Annotated in this window: 17 protein-coding genes and 2 riboswitches; of the genes, 12 read left to right on the top strand and 5 right to left on the bottom strand. The window is 67.2% G+C overall.

Annotation, left to right across the window (positions count from 1 at the left end; all coding sequences use genetic code 11):
* Positions 1-65: riboswitch (guanidine-III (ykkC-III) riboswitch) on the bottom strand.
* Positions 66-186: 121 nt separating this feature from the next.
* Positions 187-304, top strand: a riboswitch (guanidine-I (ykkC/yxkD leader).
* Positions 305-332: 28 nt separating this feature from the next.
* Positions 333-1871, top strand: coding sequence for a high affinity choline transporter 1 (locus AWC12_RS08940; RefSeq protein WP_085173674.1), 1539 nt, complete (start codon positions 333-335; stop codon positions 1869-1871).
* A 100-nt stretch (positions 1872-1971) separates the two neighbouring features.
* Here AWC12_RS08940 and AWC12_RS08935 read toward each other — a convergent pair whose 3' ends face one another.
* Positions 1972-2769: an SAM-dependent methyltransferase gene (locus AWC12_RS08935; protein ID WP_085173672.1), complete on the bottom strand. Its 798-nt coding sequence runs from the start codon at positions 2767-2769 to the stop codon at positions 1972-1974.
* Positions 2770-2791: 22 nt separating this feature from the next.
* Positions 2792-3313 carry a DUF2505 domain-containing protein gene (locus AWC12_RS08930; RefSeq protein WP_085173670.1) on the bottom strand — a complete coding sequence of 174 codons (522 nt, stop codon included), beginning with the start codon at positions 3311-3313 and terminating at the stop codon, positions 2792-2794.
* Positions 3314-3339: 26 nt separating this feature from the next.
* Here AWC12_RS08930 and AWC12_RS08925 point away from each other — a divergent pair, with 26 nt between their 5' ends.
* On the top strand, positions 3340-4389 hold the full coding sequence (locus AWC12_RS08925; protein WP_085173668.1) for a UDP-N-acetylmuramate dehydrogenase: 1050 nt from the start codon (positions 3340-3342) through the stop codon (positions 4387-4389).
* A gap of 15 nt (positions 4390-4404) precedes the next feature.
* Positions 4405-5703 carry a L,D-transpeptidase gene (locus AWC12_RS08920; protein ID WP_085173666.1) on the top strand — a complete coding sequence of 433 codons (1299 nt, stop codon included), beginning with the start codon at positions 4405-4407 and terminating at the stop codon, positions 5701-5703.
* Positions 5704-5945: 242 nt separating this feature from the next.
* Here AWC12_RS08920 and AWC12_RS08915 read toward each other — a convergent pair whose 3' ends face one another.
* Positions 5946-6701: an SDR family oxidoreductase gene (locus tag AWC12_RS08915; protein WP_085173664.1), complete on the bottom strand. Its 756-nt coding sequence runs from the start codon at positions 6699-6701 to the stop codon at positions 5946-5948.
* A 195-nt stretch (positions 6702-6896) separates the two neighbouring features.
* On the opposite strand from AWC12_RS08915, the gene AWC12_RS08910 reads away from it, so the two are divergent.
* The 6 genes from AWC12_RS08910 (at position 6897) to regX (ending at position 12934) form a co-directional block, all read left to right on the top strand.
* Positions 6897-8189, top strand: a complete 1293-nt coding sequence (locus AWC12_RS08910; protein ID WP_110808598.1) for an ROK family protein — start codon at positions 6897-6899, stop codon at positions 8187-8189.
* Between the two features lie 55 nt (positions 8190-8244).
* Positions 8245-9573 (top strand): D-inositol-3-phosphate glycosyltransferase, encoded by a 1329-nt coding sequence (mshA, locus tag AWC12_RS08905; protein WP_085173662.1) that lies wholly within the window; start codon positions 8245-8247, stop codon positions 9571-9573.
* Positions 9570-10118: a type III secretion system chaperone family protein gene (locus AWC12_RS08900; protein WP_024446072.1), complete on the top strand. Its 549-nt coding sequence runs from the start codon at positions 9570-9572 to the stop codon at positions 10116-10118. The genes mshA and AWC12_RS08900 overlap by 4 nt, the downstream gene beginning before the upstream one ends.
* 22 nt (positions 10119-10140) lie before the next feature.
* Complete coding sequence (locus tag AWC12_RS08895) at positions 10141-10893, top strand: phosphoglyceromutase (protein WP_024446071.1); 753 nt, start codon at positions 10141-10143, stop codon at positions 10891-10893.
* A gap of 141 nt (positions 10894-11034) precedes the next feature.
* Positions 11035-12240: a sensor histidine kinase gene (locus tag AWC12_RS08890; RefSeq protein ID WP_024446070.1), complete on the top strand. Its 1206-nt coding sequence runs from the start codon at positions 11035-11037 to the stop codon at positions 12238-12240.
* 7 nt (positions 12241-12247) lie between these two features.
* Positions 12248-12934: a two-component sensory transduction protein RegX gene (gene regX, locus AWC12_RS08885; protein WP_024446069.1), complete on the top strand. Its 687-nt coding sequence runs from the start codon at positions 12248-12250 to the stop codon at positions 12932-12934.
* Positions 12935-13107: 173 nt separating this feature from the next.
* On the opposite strand, the gene AWC12_RS08880 is transcribed toward regX, so the two are convergent.
* Together AWC12_RS08880 and AWC12_RS08875 are read right to left on the bottom strand one after the other, a co-directional pair.
* Entirely contained in the window at positions 13108-13410 is a 303-nt protein-coding gene (locus AWC12_RS08880; RefSeq protein WP_207576398.1) for a YciI family protein, read from the bottom strand.
* Positions 13407-14210: a DUF3109 family protein gene (locus tag AWC12_RS08875; RefSeq protein WP_024446059.1), complete on the bottom strand. Its 804-nt coding sequence runs from the start codon at positions 14208-14210 to the stop codon at positions 13407-13409. The genes AWC12_RS08880 and AWC12_RS08875 overlap by 4 nt, the downstream gene beginning before the upstream one ends.
* A 12-nt stretch (positions 14211-14222) precedes the next feature.
* On the opposite strand from AWC12_RS08875, the gene AWC12_RS08870 reads away from it, so the two are divergent.
* Genes AWC12_RS08870 through AWC12_RS08860 form a run of 3 tightly spaced genes read left to right on the top strand, consistent with a single transcriptional unit; the run spans position 14223 to position 17379 of the window.
* Positions 14223-15299, top strand: coding sequence for a Ppx/GppA family phosphatase (locus AWC12_RS08870; protein WP_085173660.1), 1077 nt, complete (start codon positions 14223-14225; stop codon positions 15297-15299).
* Between the two features lie 28 nt (positions 15300-15327).
* Positions 15328-16530, top strand: coding sequence for an Rv0497 family membrane protein (locus tag AWC12_RS08865; protein WP_085173847.1), 1203 nt, complete (start codon positions 15328-15330; stop codon positions 16528-16530).
* 3 nt (positions 16531-16533) lie between these two features.
* Complete coding sequence (locus AWC12_RS08860) at positions 16534-17379, top strand: sugar phosphate isomerase/epimerase family protein (RefSeq protein ID WP_024446056.1); 846 nt, start codon at positions 16534-16536, stop codon at positions 17377-17379.
* The last annotated feature ends 9 nt before the right edge of the window (positions 17380-17388 follow it).

Raw genomic sequence — 17388 nt, 5'->3', positions numbered from 1 at the left:
ACAGCGCCGTCTTGTCGCAGACCGGGTACGACGCACTCGTCCGGGGCGCGGTGATACCGCCGCCTGGACCCATTCTTGGCACGTCGCGCAATGCCTGTCCAGCGCTGACTGAAACGCATCGTTAACACGCGGCGCGACAACACGAAACACACCAGGTCTTTCCTGACTGAGACCCGCAGAAAAAGTGTGGGGCGCGCCTAGGGTTCCGCCGGGCCGAGTGAATCGGGCCGGGTCTGGTCCGAGAGACGCAGGCGGTCGGCATCGGAGCCCGGTCGTTCCACGGCGGGACAAAAGCCCGGGAGACTCCAATCTCTATCAGGAGGCTCCTGCGCATGATTCTTCTCGGGGTTGCGATAAGCATCGCCGTGGTCGTGGCCGTCGGCTTCTATGTGTCGAAGAGGATCGAGGGCGACAGCTCCAATTTCCTTGTCGGCGGCCGGATGCTGCCATTCTGGTTGGTCGGCGGTGCCCTGATGGGTGCGGCGGTCGATACCAACGCCACGCTCGGCAACACCGATCTCGCCTTCGAATTCGGCTTCTGGGCCGGTGCATGTCTGCCACTCGGATTGGCACTGTGCCTGCTCATCACCGGCATCTTCTTCGCCAAGCCGATGAACCGGATGGGGCTGACATCGTTCCCGGACTACTACCGCCTGCGCTTCGGCCGTTCGGTGGAAGTCAGCTCGTCGATCCTGCTCGCCATCGCGTTCTGCATGCTGGTGGCCGGCAACCTCGTGGCAGGCGGGCTGCTGTTCAATTACTTCCTTGGCATGCCGTACTGGCTCGGCGTGGTGCTGATCGCGGCAATTGCTGTGGCCTACACAGGAACCGGCGGCCTGATCGCCGACGCCTACACCGCGATCATCCAGATGACGCTGATCCTATTCGGAGCGATCGGTCTGTTCATCTGGATGTCGAGCACGCACGGCATCAACATCGCCGATGGCGCAGGACCTTTCGCGTTGGGTCAGTTGTCGGATCCGGCGCAGGGCGCCGTCATCAACTGGGCGACGTTGATCGCGCTCGGTATCGGTGACATCGTCGCGATCGACTTCATGGCGCGCGTGTTCTCGGCGAAGTCGCCCGAGGCGGCGCGTAGGGCCTGCTTCTCCGCGTCCGCGGGCGTCGTCGCGATCTGTGTGCCGTTCGGACTCGTTGTGCTGGCGGCGCATTCGTTCATGCCTGAGGAGCTCGACGGCCCGGTGCTGTTCGTGCTCCTGGATCAGTACGCCCCTGTCGGGCTGACGGTGCTGGTGCTGTGCGGTCTGGTGGGTGCGTCGATGTCCACCGCCAACGGTGCGATCCTGGCCATCTCCAATGTGTGCGTGCGCAATCTCGGCGGCGTACGGCGCGTCCATGTGCCCGGCCAGAAGGACCCGCTGCTGAAAGCCACCCGGATCGCAATGGTGCCGATGACGCTGTTCTCGATTGTGTTCGCGATCTACGTCCAGCAGACGGGCATCCTGCTGACTCTGGCCTTCGATCTGATGCTTGCCTGCCTGGCGGTGCCGTTCATCCTCGGCCTGGTGTGGCGACGGGGGACGACGACGGCCGCGATGGCCGCCATCGCAGTCGGATTCGTGGTCCGGATCGGGCTTTTCGTGATGACGCCGACGATGTTCGGTGTCGAGAACACCATCCTCTACATTCCCAACGACCTCATGGGCGCGTCGTTCGACGGCTGGCCGACGTTCATCGCGTTCGCCGCAGGCCTGCTCACCTATGTCGCGGTGTCGTTGGCCACGCCGGCCGCTCATCTGCGTGGACTCGACATCAAGGTCGCCGAAGATCTCGACGATGTGCTCGACGAGCCGGATCGTTTCGAAGAAGAGCCGCTTGTTCCGGCGAAGGTGGGAGCCGAGGCGACGTAATCTGGCGTCTGCTCTTGAGAGCGGGTGGACCTGACGCTGCCGGTTCTCATCGGCTCCGTCATTCTCGTCGTGACGGCCGGCGTGCCGATGGGTCGGTGGCTCACCCGAGGGGTGCGACGGCCTCCCACGGCACCGTGAGGACCCCGTCGCGCAGGCTCTTGCGTGGCATGGATACCGGAAACCCCTCGGCGACAAGCAGATCCACCATCGCCCGCCATCGGATTCGCGGTCCGAACACGCCGTGGCCCGCCACGCTGGCCCATGCGCGGTCGGCTGCCCGCAGCAGCGTGTGAATGGGTTGGCCCTCGACGTTGTGGTGGATCAACACCTTGGGCAGGCGCTCGGCGAGATCGGACGGCTTCTCGATCGCGAACGGGTCGCACGCCAATGTCAGGCTCACCGGTGACGTCGCGTCCAGCAGCACCCAGCAGCACAGTCGTCCAAGTTCGTCGCAGGTGCCGTCGACGATCAAGCCGCCTGCGGACACCCCCTCCCGCATCGCGGCCCACGCGTCGTGTACCGCCTCGACCGGATATTGACGCAGAACATTGAAGGCGCGCACCAGAACTGGCCGGTGGCCCGCCAATTCGAAACCACCGAGCGCGAATTCGACGCCGGGCGCGGCTCCGTCCCGCACCGCGGCCTGACCGGCCCGCACCCGCTCGGGTTCGATCTCCAGCCCGATCACCCGCACGTCGCGGCGGACCTCCCTCAGCCGCACGGCCAGCTCCAATGTCGTGACGGGCTTGGCCCCGTATCCCAGATCCACGACGAGGGGGTCGGGGGTGGCCTGGAGCGCAGTGCGTACCCGCGACGAATGCACCAGCCAGCGATCGCTGCGGCGCAGACGGTTGTGGCCCGTGGTGCCCCGCGTCACCTGTCCGAGGGGGGCGGCCATGACTCCGATGGTAGAGAGCGAATCAGCTGTTCGCGGTGATCCACACCGTGGTGAAGCGTTGTTCTGCGGTGAGCAGGTAGAGCAGCTGGCTGCCGATGAAGTTCTCGATTTTGCCGCCGACCAGCGGCACCCGAACCTCGACGGTGGCTTTGAACGTCATCCGCGACGCGATGGCGCCGTTGGCGTCGGCCACCGATGACAACACCGCGTCACCGGTCAGGGTGGCAGGCGCGCCGGGGATCGACCCGCGCACCACCGCGGTGGCGCGTCGGTCGGCCACGGGTGTCCACGCCTCCTCGCGCACGAAACTCAGGTCTCCGCGGTGGAATTGCGACACCACCGCGGGCAGCCGGTCCGCGCGCAGTGTCTGCGTGGTCTTGATGCGGATCCCGCCGGCGTCGTCGATGACCATCTCGTCGAGGGTGGCATCGTCGGCGCCGGAGTCGCCGAGCCGGACCAGCCAGTACTCCTCGTCGCTGAACGCCTTGTGCACCTGCTCGACCGTGCCCTCGTACTCGGCGGCCATGTCGAATGAACGCGGCATAGCTGGCCACGCTACCGTTACCGGCCGTGGGCACTTCGTTGTTGGGCGGCGTGCCGTTCACCGAGAACGTGCCGCTGGCGCCGCTGACGACGCTGCGCGTGGGACCGGTTGCTGCGCGCGTGGCCACCTGTGTCACCACCGGGCAGGTCATCGACGCGGTGCCCGCCGCCGGTCCCGATGCGCTCATCCTGGCGGGCGGCTCGAACGTGGTGCTGTCCGACGAGCTGACGGATCTCACCGTTGTCCGCCTCGCCAACACCGGAATCACCGTCGACGGTGCCGTGCTGCGCGCCGAGGCGGGAGCGGTCTGGGACGACGTCGTCGCCGTGTCGCTGGAGCACGGGCTCGGCGGGCTGGAATGCCTGTCGGGCATCCCCGGGTCGGCCGGGGCGACACCGGTGCAGAACGTCGGCGCATACGGCGCTGAAGTCTCCGACACCATTCGTCGGGTCCGGCTGCTCGACCGTGCCACCGGCGAGGACCGCTGGGTCACCTCGGATGTTCTCCGGTTCGGTTACCGCACAAGCATTTTGAAGCACTCCAGGGCCTGGGTGGTGTTGGAGGTGGAGTTCGAGCTCGACCCCGCGGGGCGCAGCGCACCGCTGCGCTACGGCGAGCTCACCGCCGCGCTCGACGCGCAGGCGGGGGAGCGCGCCGACCCCGAGCAGGTCCGCGCGGCGGTACTGGCGCTGCGTGCCCGCAAAGGCATGGTGCTCGACGAGGCCGACCACGACACCTGGAGCGTCGGATCCTTCTTCACCAACCCCGTCGTCACCCGTGCCGACTTCGAGCGCCTTGACGCGGCCGTCGACGGTCCCGTCCCGAATTATCCGGCCGCCGACGGCGTGAAGCTTGCTGCGGGGTGGCTTGTCGAGCGTGCCGGATTCCGTAAGGGTTATCCGGACGACGAAGCGCCGGCGCGGTTGTCGACCAAACATGCGCTGGCGCTCACCAACCGCGGCGCGGCGACATCGTCTGACGTGATTGCGCTGGCCAGGATGGTGCGAGACGGGGTCAAGACGGCTTTCGGGATCGAACTCACACCCGAGCCGATTCTGGTTGGCTGCTCTCTCTAGGTACCGTTGGTTCACGTGAGCCCTGCTGAACCGCTGCCGTCGATCAACAGGCGGCGAGCCCTTGCCGCCTTTGCGGTCGGCGTCGTCGCACCGGGTGCTCTCGCGGCCTGTATGCGAACCGACGGCCCTTCCGCAGGGGAGGCCGCCGAGGAAGCGCCGAAGGTACCCACCATCACCTACGAACCCTCCGACGCGACCGCCGAGGTCGTGCCCACCGGCAGCATCGGCGTCAAGGTGGCCGACGGCTGGTTCCAGAAGGTCTCGCTGACCAACACGAGCACCGGCACGGTCGTCGCGGGTGCCCTCAACAAGGACCGCAACGCCTACACGATCACCGAATCGCTCGGGTACGGGGCGTCCTACAAGTGGGCCGGTTCGGCCGTCGGCGAGGACGGCAAGGCGGTACCGCTGTCGGGCACGTTCACCACCGTAGCGCCGACCACCGAGGTCAGCGGTCGTTTCCAACTCGCCGACGGGCAGACCGTCGGCGTCGCCGCCCCGATCATTCTGCAATTCGATTCGGCCATCGCCGAGGACGACCGCGCCGAGGTGGAGAAGGCGCTCAAGGTGACCACCACGCCGCCGGTGGAGGGTAGCTGGGCCTGGCTACCCGACGAGGCCGGCGGCTCACGGGTGCACTGGCGGACCAAGGACTACTACCCGGCCGGCACCACCGTGCACGTCGACGCCAACCTGTACGGCGTGCCATTCGGCGATGGCGCCTACGGCGCTGCCGACTCGACGCTGGACTTCACGATCGGCCGCTTCCAGGTGGTGAAGGCCGAGGCGTCGAGCCACCGCATCCAGGTCCTCACCGACGCAGGCGTCATCATGGATTTCCCGTGCAGCTACGGCGAGGGAGATCTGGACCGCAACGTCACCCGCAGCGGCATTCACGTGGTCACCGAGAAGTACGAGGACTTCTACATGACCAACCCGGCCGCCGGTTACGCCAACGTGCGCGAGCGGTTCGCGGTGCGGATCTCCAACAACGGCGAGTTCATCCACGCCAACCCGGCCAGCTCGGGCGCACAGGGCAACAGCAACGTCACCAACGGCTGCATCAACCTGTCCCTCACCGACGCCGAGCAGTATTTCAACGTCGCGATGTATGGCGATCCCGTCGAGGTCACCGGCACCCGGATCCAGCTCTCCTACGCCGACGGGGACATCTGGGACTGGGCCATCCCGTGGGACGAATGGAAGTCCATGTCCGCGCTGTCGTCGCAGGCCAAGCCCGACGGCATGCCGAGTACCGCACCGGCGACGCCGTCAGGTGCTCCGCAGCCGGTGGGGGGTCGTCCGGGCGGCTAGCTTTCGTCGCCGGTCCAGAACGCGTCCAGGATCATCGCCTCGAGCGCGCTGAGTTCCAGCACGGCTTCCAGGGTGGGATCGATCGCCGGGGTGGTGGGCAGTGTCAGAGTTGCCATCGCAGTCCTCGCCTGTGAGTTGCGCCTTGATTGGACGCTACTCAGCTTTGTGGCCGTACTGAGGAATTTCCTGCGTGTTATCCCAAGAAATTGCCATCGGATTCGCTGACAATCTGCTGAGGACGGCTACTTCCTGTTGAAGCGCGAACCGCTGGCGCCGCTGACCTGGTCGCGCGGTCGCACGACGACGAGGTCGAGGTCGACGTGCGACGGCCGGCTTGCGACGAATCCGACGACCTCGGCGATGTCCTCGGCCACCAGGGGGGTGACGCCCTGGTAGACCTTCTCGGCGCGCTCCTCGTCGCCCTCGAAACGGTTCAGCGAGAAGTCGGTCTTCACCATCCCCGGCGCAACTTCGGTGAGCCGCACCGGTTTTCCGAGCAGCTCGCTGCGCAGCGTGCGGTGCAGGACACCTTGGGCGTGCTTGGCCGAGGTGTACCCGCCGCCGTTGTCGTAGATCTCGACCGCGGCGATCGAGGTGATCGTGACGATGAGTCCGTCGCCGGAGTCGATCAGCTTGGGGAGCAGCGCGCGGGTGACATGCAGGGTGCCGAGCACGTTGGCTTCCCACATCCACCGCCAATGCTCGACGTCGGCGTCGGCGATCGACTCCAAACCGCGGGCCCCGCCTGCGTTGTTCACCAGCACATCAACCCGGTCCAGGCGGCCCGCCATGGCCGCCACGGCGGTCGGGTCGGTGACGTCGGCCACTATCGCGGTTCCGTCGATGTCGGCGGCGAGCGCCTTGATCGGCTCCTCGCGACGCGCCACACAGACCACGTGAAAGCCTTGAGCAGCAAGCGTTCTCGCGGTTGCTTCGCCGATGCCGGCACTGGCTCCGGTGACCACTGCGACCCGGCGGGCATCTGTTGGAGTCGTCATGTACCCAACCCTAGCCGTCGTGCTAAGTTGACCGCGTGTACCGGAACAGTCAGGCAGTTCTCGCTGCCGCGCGGCGTGCGTGTTGTTGTTGCGCACCCCGCCGCGCCTGACTGCGCCCCGGGACTGACCAAGTCCTGCTGAGTCGCGAAGGTGTGGCCGCGCCCCACCATCCGCGCCGACTCCAAGGACTTTTCTATGAGCACCACCCTCACCCAGCGTCCCCGCACCGCCTCGGCCAAGCGCGCGAAGTCCGCCACGGGCAGCGGTCGCTACCCGCAGGCTCTGCTGCACCACATCGTGGCGCCCGCGCTGCGCCTGCCTGAAGCGGCTGCCGCCTTCGTGTTCGCCGCGACCAGACAGCGCGGGCCCATCGCTCGCGACGTCATCGCGCAGGTCACCGGGCTGAGCATCGCCACAGTGAACCGCCAGGTCACCGCCCTTCTCGACGTGGGGCTGCTGCGTGAGCGCGCCGACCTCGCCGTGTCCGGCGCGATCGGCAGACCCCGTGTACCTGTCGAGGTGAACCACGAGCCCTACCTGACCCTCGGCGTCCACATCGGTGCTCGCACCACCAGCATCGTGGCCGCCGACCTGTTCGGGCGCACGCTCGACGTCGTCGAGACGCCGACCCCGCGCGGACCTCAGGCGGCGGCGTTGGCGGCGATCGCCGCCAGCACCCGCCGCTACCTGAGCCGCTGGCACCGGCGCCGCCCACTGTGGGTCGGCGTCGCGACCGGCGGTGTCGTCGACAGCGTCACCGGATACCTGGACCACCCACGGCTGGGCTGGTCGGACGCGCCCGTCGGACCGGTGCTCGCCGAATCCCTCGGCCTGCCCGTCTCGGTGGCGTCCCACGTGGACGCCATGGCCGGCGCCGAACTGCTGCTCGGTGTGCGTCGACAGCCGACCGCGTCGGCCACCAGCCTCTACGTTTACGCCCGTGAGACAGTCGGTTACGCCCTGTCCATCGGGGGGCGGGTGCACTCCCCGTCCAGCGGCCCAGGCACGATCGCGGCGCTACCCGTGTACTCCGAATTGCTCGGCGGCACAGGGCAATTGGAATCCACTGTGAGTGACGAGGCGGTGCTGTCGGCGGCCAGGAAGGCGCGCATCGTTCCCGCCGATGGCGCAACATCGACGGTGACGGCCGTGCTGCGCGCCGCCAGGCAGGGCAATGAAGAGGCGATCGCGCTCGTCGCCGAGCGGGCCCGGGTGCTCGGCGAGGCCGTCGCGCTGCTGCGAGACATGCTCAACCCCGATGACCTGGTTGTCGGCGGTCAGGCTTTCACCGAATACCCGGAGGGCATGGGCATCGTCGAGTCGTCGTTCGCGGAGCGCTCGGTGCTGGGGCACCGCGACATCCGCGTCACGGCGTTCGGGAACCGGGTGCAAGAGGCCGGGGCCGGCATCGTGTCGCTCGGCGGCCTGTACGCCGATCCCGTTGCCGCGATGCGCCGCGCGTCACGCAGGCCCGAGGTGAGCGCCTGAGTTCGGCCAGCACGTCGGCAGTTTGGAACATTCCGCCGCGGTGTAGACATGACGTGTGCGTCTAGCGACCGATCCGGCCGGCCCGCCTTCCGGACTTCCCGAGCCACGCCGGGCGGCGGTGTTGTCCGTGCATACCTCGCCACTGGCCCAGCCGGGCACCGGCGATGCAGGCGGGATGAACGTCTACGTTCTGCAAACCTCCCTCGAACTGGCCCGCCGCGGTGTCGAGGTCGACATCTTCACCAGGGCCACCTCATCGGCGGATGAACCCGTGGTGTCCGTGGCACCGGGCGTCGTCGTGCGCAACGTCGTGGCGGGCCCGTTCGAGGGACTGGACAAGAACGACCTGCCGACCCAGTTGTGCGCGTTCACGGCGGGCGTACTGCGGGCCGAAGCCACCCACGAGCCCGGCTACTACGACATCGTGCATTCGCACTACTGGCTGTCGGGCCAGGTCGGCTGGCTGGCCGCGGACCGGTGGGCGGTGCCGCTGGTGCACACCGCCCACACGCTGGCTGCGGTCAAGAACGCATCCCTGGCCGACGGGGACACCCCCGAGCCGCCGATGCGCTCGGTCGGCGAGCAGCAGGTGGTGGACGAGGCCGACCGGCTCATCGTCAATACCGAACACGAAGCGCAGCAACTGGTTTCGCTGCATCAGGCCGACCCGGCGCGCATCGACGTCGTCCACCCCGGCGTCGACCTCGCGACCTTCAGCCCCGGTGATCGCCGCGCCGCGCGCGCAGCGCTCGGCCTCGAGGCCGACGCCCGCATCGTGGCGTTCGTCGGGCGGATCCAGCCGCTCAAGGCGCCGGATGTGCTGCTGCGTGCCGCCGCCCTTCTGCCCGAGGTCCGGGTGCTTGTCGCCGGCGGACCCTCGGGATCCGGATTGGCGACCCCCGACAACCTGGTTCGCCTCGCGGCCGAGCTCGGCATCGCCGACCGCGTGACGTTCCTGCCGCCGCAGTCCCGCGAGGATCTCGTGCAGGTCTACCGGGCCGCCGACATCGTCGCGGTACCCAGTTACAACGAATCCTTCGGACTGGTGGCGGTCGAGGCGCAGGCGTGCGGGACGCCGGTCGTGGCGGCCGCGGTCGGCGGGCTGCCCGTCGCGGTGCGGGACGGGGTCAGCGGAGCCCTGGTCGACGGCCACGACCCCGAGGCATGGGCGAAGACATTGGATGGGGTGCTGCGGGCGGATTCGGCCGCCCTCAGCCGGGCTGCTGTCGATCACGCCGCGACATTCTCGTGGGCGCACACCGTGGACGCGCTGCTGGCGGGCTACGGCCGCGCCATCGCCGACTACCGCGCCGATCACCAGCGTCAGCTCGCCGCCCAGCGCAGCGGACGGCGATTCTCGATGAGGCGAGGAGTCAGGGCATGACCGATGAGCCGCTTGCGCGACGAGCATCAGGCAGCACTTCTGTCCAGGACATCATCGAGGCGACCCTGACGGAGAACGACCTGGCCTATACCCGCCACGAAGGCGCCGCAGGCGGGCTGCCGGGACTGATCGTCGCGCTGCCCGGCGAGCGCAGGCTCAAGACCAACACGATCCTGTCGATCGGTGAGCACTCGGTGCGTGTCGAGGCCTTCGTGTGCCGCCGTCCCGACGAGAACCATGAGGGCGTCTACAAGTTCCTTCTCAAACGCAACCGCAGGCTCTACGGCGTGGCCTACACCCTCGACAACGTCGGCGACATCTATCTCGTGGGCCGGATGTCGCTGGCGTCGGTGACCGCCGACGAGGTCGACCGGGTGCTCGGCCAGGTGCTCGAAGCCGTGGACTCGGACTTCAACACGTTGTTGGAGTTGGGTTTTCGCACGTCCATCCAGAAGGAATGGGAGTGGCGGGTGTCCCGCGGGGAGTCGCTGAAGAATCTTCAGGCCTTTCAACATCTCATCGAGGACGAGCGGGACGACGACTGATTCGCGTGAGAGGATTTCTCCCATGGCAGATACCGCGACGCTGATCCTGCTCCGCCACGGTGAGAGCGAATGGAATGCGCTCAACCTGTTCACCGGATGGGTCGACGTCGACCTGACCGACAAGGGGCGGGCTGAGGCGGCTCGCGCCGGCGAGCTCATCAAGGAACAGGATCGCCAGCCCGACGTGCTGTACACCTCGCTGCTGCGGCGCGCCATCACGACCGCAAATGTCGCGCTCGACAAAGCCGACCGGCACTGGATTCCGGTGCACCGCGACTGGCGCCTCAACGAGCGTCACTATGGCGCCCTGCAGGGGCTCAACAAGGCCGAGACGAAGGCCAAGTATGGCGAGGAACAGTTCATGGCGTGGCGTCGCAGCTACGACACCCCGCCGCCGCCGATTGAGCCCGGCTCGGAGTTCAGTCAGGACACCGATGTGCGCTACGCCGACATCGAGGGTGGCGCGCCGCTCACCGAATGCCTCAAAGATGTCGTCGAGCGGTTCGTGCCGTACTTCACTGAGGTGATCGTGCCCGACCTGAAAGCGGGCAAGACCGTGCTGATCGCGGCGCACGGCAATTCGCTGCGAGCGCTCGTCAAGTACCTGGACGGGATGTCGGACGAGGATGTCGTCGGCCTGAACATCCCGACCGGGATTCCGCTGCGCTATGACCTGGACGAAAATTTGTCACCGACGGTCAAGGGTGGCAGCTATCTCGACCCCGACGCGGCGGCCGCCGGAGCGGCCGCGGTGGCCGCGCAGGGAGCCAAGTAGCGCGGTGCGACCCGGCGGCCGGCAAACGGCGGGTGAACAGTGGGAGACGGCGGTTCGAACATCCGTCTTTGGCTTTGTGACTTGTCCCGTTTTGGCCGCACGCTGCTGGGATGACGTTCACCGAATGCGTACGATTTGCGCGTGAGTGTCATCTCGGCGCTGCTTCTCGCAGCGGTCGTGGCACTGCTCGCGTTGTCGATCGGTGCGGCGATCGGGGTACGGGTGGCGCCGCGGCTTCAGGATCGCCAGCAACGGCGTTCGGCCGAGCAGACGGGCATCACGGTGTCGCGGATGCTCGAGCACATCGTCTCGCAGTCACCGGTCGGAATCGTGGTCGTCGACACCTTTCGTGACGTCGTGTACACCAATGACCGCGCCCAGGAACTCGGCCTGGTGCGCGAGCGCCTGCTGGACGACCGGGCGTGGGCGGCCGCAGAACGCACACTCGCCACGGGCGAGCCGGTCGGCTTCGATCTGTCGCCCCGCAAACGAAGCAAGCCCGGCCGGTCCGGGCTTTCGGTACGCGGTCATGTCCGTCTGCTGACCGAAGAGGATCGCCGATTCGCCGTCGTCTACGTCGACGACCAGTCCGAGCACGCCCGGATGGAGGCGACGCGACGCGATTTCGTGGCCAATGTCAGCCACGAGCTCAAGACGCCGGTCGGCGCGATGGGGGTCCTGGCCGAGGCGGTGCTGGCGTCCTGCGACGACCCGGAGACGGTGAAGCACTTCGCCGAGAAGATGGTCACCGAATCCAACCGGCTGGCCAACATGGTCGGTGAACTCATCGAGCTGTCGCGACTGCAGGGCGGCGAGCGGCTGCCCGACCTCGGGGAGGTCGACGTCGACACCGTCGTCTCCGAGGCCCTGTCACGGCACAAGGTGGCCGCCGACAACGCCGACATCGCCATCACCACCGATGCCCCGACGGGCTACCGCGTGCTCGGTGACCAGACCTTGCTTGTCACCGCCGTCGCCAACCTGGTATCCAACGCAATCGCTTACTCGCCCAACGGTTCTTCGGTGTCGATCAGCCGTCGCCGGCGGGGCGAGAACATCGAGATCGCCGTCACCGATCGCGGTATCGGCATCGCGCCCAGCGATCAGGAGCGGGTGTTCGAACGATTCTTCCGCGTCGACAAGGCGCGGTCCCGGGCCACCGGTGGCACCGGGCTCGGGCTGGCGATCGTCAAACACGTCGCCGCCAACCACAACGGCTCCATTCGCCTGTGGAGTCAGCCGGGCACCGGCTCGACGTTCACGATGTCGATCCCGGCGGCTGTTCCCTCCCATCTCCGCGGCGACGACGCCGATGGTGCTGACCATCTTCCCGAACGAGAGGATTGATACATCGATGACCAGCGTGCTGATCGTGGAGGACGAGGAGTCCTTGGCCGATCCCCTGGCCTTCCTCCTGCGGAAGGAGGGCTTCGAAGCCACCGTGGTTGCCGACGGGCCCTCAGCCCTGGCCGAGTTCGAGCGGGCGGGCGCCGACATCGTGCTTCTGGACCTGATGCTGCCCGGGATGAGCGGCACCGATGTCTGCAAGCAGTTGCGGTCCCGTTCGAGCGTCCCGGTGATCATGGTGACGGCCCGCGACAGCGAGATCGACAAGGTCGTGGGGCTCGAACTGGGTGCCGACGACTACGTGACCAAGCCGTACTCGGCTCGTGAGCTCATCGCCCGGATCCGCGCCGTGCTGCGTCGCGGTTCCGACGGCGAGGACCCCGGTATCGCTGACGGGGTCCTGGAGGCCGGTCCTGTGCGCATGGACGTGGAGCGACATGTGGTCAGTGTCAACGGCCAGCCGATCACGTTGCCTCTCAAAGAATTCGATCTTCTCGAATACCTGATGCGCAACAGTGGGCGGGTGCTCACCCGCGGTCAGCTCATCGACCGGGTCTGGGGCGCCGACTATGTCGGCGACACCAAAACCCTCGACGTGCACGTGAAGCGGTTGCGCAGCAAGATCGAAGCAGACCCGGCGAACCCGGTGCATCTGGTCACCGTGCGAGGTCTCGGATACAAGCTGGAGGGCTGAGCGTCAGCCGAGCGGGCATGGAGCGGTAGCCGTCACACGGCTGCCGCTCTTTTGCTTCGCCGAGATGATCACCGAATTACGTTGAGCTGCAAGCGGAGCGCAGATCCCTACCGGAGTGCAGTTCGACCTGTGGTGCACTGGGCACTGTCAGCCTACGGGTGAACCGAGGGCGCTCAGCCCGTCGTGCCGCCCATGATCTCCAGCATCTCGAAAGTGTTGACTCCCGCGCGAACTGACGGATCGTCTTCGGCGATCGCAAGCGCCTCGGCGCGGTCCGCGACACGAAGCACCCCCAGTCCCCACACGCCCTCGGGATCGGCGACCGGGCCGTACACCACGACACGGCCGGATGCCAGCAGCTCCTGCCAGTAGGTCATGTGCAGGTGCATCGTGTGCTGCTCGACGTCGGTCATGGTCTGCGCGAAGTCGGCCCGCGGCGGAATCAACCGGAACAGAAACAGGAGCCGGTCATTCATTCGGCGGCGCGGGTCGCGGGATGCACGGCGATCAGCCCTAAACCACTGCGGCGCTTGCACATTGCCGCCAGCTCGGCATACGCCTTCTCGCCGAGCAGCTCGGTCAGCTCAGGTGCATAGGACTGCCACACCTGCTTGGCACCGACATGCGTGCTCGGGTCACCGGTGCAGTACCAGTGCAGGTCGGCGCCGCCCTCGCCCCAACCACGCCGGTCGTACTCGGTGATCGTGGTCTTGAGGATCTCGGTGTCGTCGGGCCGGGTGACCCACTCCTGGGTGCGCCGGATCGGGAGCTGCCAGCACACCTCGGGCTTGAGCGTCAGCGGCTCGACGCCGATGTCGAGGGCCTTCTGGTGCAGTGCGCAACCGATTCCCTTCGCCCAACCGGGGCGATTCAAAAAGATGCACGCGCCCTTGTACTTTCGGGTCCGCCAGTTCGGCTTGCCGTCGTACTCGTCCATTTCGAGATAGCCCTTCTTGCCCAGGCCTTTCTCGCGGAACTGCCAGTCCTCGTCGGTCAGCATTTTCACCGCGTCGTCGAGTTGGGCGCGATCGTCGTCATCAGACAGAAACGCGCCATGCGAACAACATCCGTCGTCGGGCCTGTCCTCCACCGTGCCCTTGCATGCGGGGGTGCCGAACACACACGTCCACCGCGACAGCAGCCACGTCATGTCGGCGGCGATCAGGTGCTCAGGGTTGTCGGGGTCATAGAATTCGACCCACTCGCGGGCGAAATCCAATTCGACCTCACCTGGGTGAGAAGGCGATGCGCTCACAATTTCCCACGGTAGACCCATTAAGTTGGAGAAGTGCGATTAGGCGTGCTCGACGTGGGCAGCAATACCGTCCATCTCTTGGTGGTGGACGCCCGTCGCGGTGGGCATCCCACACCGATGAGTTCGACGAAAGCGTCGCTACGGCTCGCCGAGGCGATCGACGACTCCGGGAAGCTGACCCGCCGCGGCGCAGACCGGCTCGTCGGCACTGTCGACGAGTTCGCCCGCATCGCGACGAGTTCGGGATGCTCGGAGTTGATGGCGTTCGCGACCTCCGCGGTCCGTGACGCCCGCAACTCCGAGGACGTGCTCGCGCGCGTCAAGGCGGAGACAGGCGTGGAACTGCGGGTGCTCAGCGGGGTGGACGAATCCCGGCTGACATTTCTCGCAGTGCGCCGCTGGTACGGCTGGAGCGCAGGCCGAATCATCAACATCGACATCGGCGGCGGCTCTCTGGAGTTGTCCAGCGGTGTGGACGAGGAGCCGGATGTCGCGCTGTCGCTGCCACTGGGCGCCGGCAGGATGACAAGGGAATGGCTGCCCGACGACCCGCCGGGGCGCCGGCGCGTGGCGATGCTGCGCGACTGGTTGTCCAACGAGTTGGCCGAGTCCGCGACGGCGATCACCGAGGCCGGCACCCCCGATCTCGCCGTCGCGACGTCGAAGACGTTCCGTTCGCTGGCACGGCTCACCGGTGCAGCGCCGTCGGGGGCGGGTCCGCGCGTCAAGCGCACGCTCACCGCGACGGGTCTTCGGCAACTCATAAATTTCATCTCTAGGATGACCGCGGCTGACCGAGCAGAACTGGAAGGGGTGAGTGTCGACCGGGCTCCCCAGATCGTGGCGGGCGCACTGGTGGCGGAGGCGAGCATGAAAGCTCTCGGCATCGAGAGCGTCGACATCTGTCCATGGGCGTTGCGTGAGGGGCTTATCCTGCGGAAACTCGATAGCGAGGCCGACGGCACCGCGTTCGTCGGAGGCAATGAGCCCGCGACGAAATCCGGCGGTTCCGGCAAATCGGGCAAGGTGAGCGGAGCGGACAAAGCCGTCAAGGGCGGGGCAGGAGAATCGGCCGCGCGGCTGGTGTCCGTGCGTAATGCTGGACGATGAAGCAGCGAGGCTCGAAGGCATACAGACGATGACTGGATCTGACGACAGCAACAGCAGCACGCGGCCGATTTCGGTCGCGGAGCTGCTGGCCAAGAACGGCACGATCGGTGCACCACCGGTCGGCGGCAGGCGCCGTCGACGGCGCGGTAACGCCGACGCCGTCACGGTCGCCGAGCTCACCGGCGAGATCCCGATCATCCGTCCGGATGATCCGCCGCCCATCGAGACGCCCGCCGCATCCGTCGAGGAGCCGGCCGACGAGGCCGTCGAAGCCGATGGGGCACCGCCCGGTGCCGACGACGCACCGTCGACCAATGGCGTGGTCGAGGCAGAGGCTGTCGAGACCACGGAAGCGGCGGTCAGCGAAGAAGCCGTCAGCGAAGAAGCCGACGAAGAGCTTGTCGACGAAGAGCCCGTCGAGGAAATCGCCCAAGACGTCGAAGCCGACGTGGACACCGAAGCCGACGCGGACACCGAAGCCGACAACGAAGCTGGCGACGAGGCAGAAGAGATCGACGAGTACGCCGACGCGGTCGCCGCGTACGCGGCGCGGGTGCAGCAGAGTGCGACCGAGACCGAGACCGAGACCGAGACCGAGACCGAAGAGCAGGTTGAGCCCGCCCCGGCAGAGCCCGCTCGCAGGTTCGGCTTCGGGCGGTTCGGCCGCAAGAATCCCGAGGTCGACGCCGAGACATGGACCCCGGATCCGGTCGACGGGAGCGCCGACGCGACCGAGGTGACCGACGAGCCCGTCGAGCTCGAGGACCTGGACGCCGAGGCCGCGGTCGAGGAGCGCACGGGCACGGCCGACGACGACGACGACCGCGACGAACTTCCGTCCTACCTGCGGTCCACGGAGGAGCCGCTGTTCGGAGGCCAGTCCGTGGCTGACGACGCGTTGCGTGGCGAAACCGCGATGCTCGACGACGAGGACGACCTCGACGCCGGGCAGGACGAGCCCCGCACGATGTCCCCACTGGTGCACGGTCTGTGGATCGTCGGGCAGAGTGTCATCGCGGTGGTATTCGGGGCCGGTCTGTTCGTCGCCTTCGACCAGCTGTGGAAGTGGAACAACATCGTCGCGCTGGTGCTGTCGGTACTCGTCATTCTCGGTTTGGTGGTCGGCGTGCGGGTGGTGCGTAAAACCGAGGACATCGGCAGCACGCTGATCGCGGTCGCCGTCGGCGCCCTGGTCACCCTCGGGCCGCTGGCGCTGCTGCAATCAGGCTGACGGGTGCGCCCCGCAATCAAGGTTGGCCTCTCGACGGCCTCGGTCTATCCGTTGAAGACCGAGGCCGCTTTCGAGTACGCGGCGAAACTCGGCTATGACGGTGTCGAGCTGATGGTGTGGGCCGAGACGGTCAGCCAGGACATCGCGGCCATCGCGGAGCTGTCGCGACAGTACGACGTGCCTGTTTTGTCGGTGCACGCGCCGTGTCTGCTCATCTCCCAGCGGGTATGGGGGGCTAACCCGATCCCGAAACTGGAACGCAGCGTGCGGGCGGCCGAGCATCTCGGCGCCCAGACCGTCGTCGTGCACCCGCCGTTCCGCTGGCAGCGGCGCTACGCCGAAGGCTTCAGCGACCAGGTAGCGGAGCTGGAATCGTCCAGCGACGTCATGGTCGCCGTGGAAAACATGTTCCCGTTTCGGGCCGACAGATTCTTCGGCGCGGGCCAGACGTCGATCGAGCGGATGCGCAAGCGCGGCGGTAACCCGGGCCCCGGCATCTCGGCGTTCGCTCCCTCGTACGACCCGCTCGACGGCGGGCACGCCCACTACACACTCGACCTCTCGCACACCGCGACGGCAGGCACTGACGCCGTCGACATGGCCAAGCGCATGGGGGAGGGTCTCGTGCACCTGCATCTGTGCGACGGCAGCGGCGCCTCCCACGACGAGCACCTCGTGCCCGGCCACGGCACCCAACCCACCGCGGAGATCTGCGAGATGCTGGCCGCGAGCGACTTCTCCGGACATGTCATCCTCGAGGTCACGACCTCGGGCGCGCGCAACGCCGCCGAACGTGAGGGGTTGTTGACCGAGTCGCTGCAGTTCGCCAGGACGCATCTGCTGCGCTGAGCGTAAGGA

The sequence above is a fragment of the Mycolicibacterium iranicum genome, assembly GCF_002101705.1.
Lineage (GTDB): Bacteria > Actinomycetota > Actinomycetes > Mycobacteriales > Mycobacteriaceae > Mycobacterium > Mycobacterium iranicum.
Note: the sequence above shows the minus strand (reverse complement) of the source record. Positions and strands in the feature narration are given on the sequence as shown.

Bases quoted from the DNA above. Each gene is read 5' to 3' on its own strand.
- AWC12_RS08930 (WP_085173670.1), bottom strand. From the start codon at position 3,313: ATGCCGCGTTCATTCGACATGGCCGCCGAGTACGAGGGCACGGTCGAG.
- AWC12_RS08880 (WP_207576398.1), bottom strand. From the start codon at position 13,410: ATGAATGACCGGCTCCTGTTTCTGTTCCGGTTGATTCCGCCGCGGGCC.
- regX (WP_024446069.1), top strand. From the start codon at position 12,248: ATGACCAGCGTGCTGATCGTGGAGGACGAGGAGTCCTTGGCCGATCCC.
- AWC12_RS08865 (WP_085173847.1), top strand. From the start codon at position 15,328: ATGACTGGATCTGACGACAGCAACAGCAGCACGCGGCCGATTTCGGTC.
- AWC12_RS08940 (WP_085173674.1), top strand. From the start codon at position 333: ATGATTCTTCTCGGGGTTGCGATAAGCATCGCCGTGGTCGTGGCCGTC.
- AWC12_RS08935 (WP_085173672.1), bottom strand. From the start codon at position 2,769: ATGGCCGCCCCCCTCGGACAGGTGACGCGGGGCACCACGGGCCACAAC.
- AWC12_RS08915 (WP_085173664.1), bottom strand. From the start codon at position 6,701: ATGACGACTCCAACAGATGCCCGCCGGGTCGCAGTGGTCACCGGAGCC.
- AWC12_RS08875 (WP_024446059.1), bottom strand. From the start codon at position 14,210: ATGGGTCTACCGTGGGAAATTGTGAGCGCATCGCCTTCTCACCCAGGT.
- AWC12_RS08895 (WP_024446071.1), top strand. From the start codon at position 10,141: ATGGCAGATACCGCGACGCTGATCCTGCTCCGCCACGGTGAGAGCGAA.
- AWC12_RS08900 (WP_024446072.1), top strand. From the start codon at position 9,570: ATGACCGATGAGCCGCTTGCGCGACGAGCATCAGGCAGCACTTCTGTC.
- AWC12_RS08910 (WP_110808598.1), top strand. From the start codon at position 6,897: ATGAGCACCACCCTCACCCAGCGTCCCCGCACCGCCTCGGCCAAGCGC.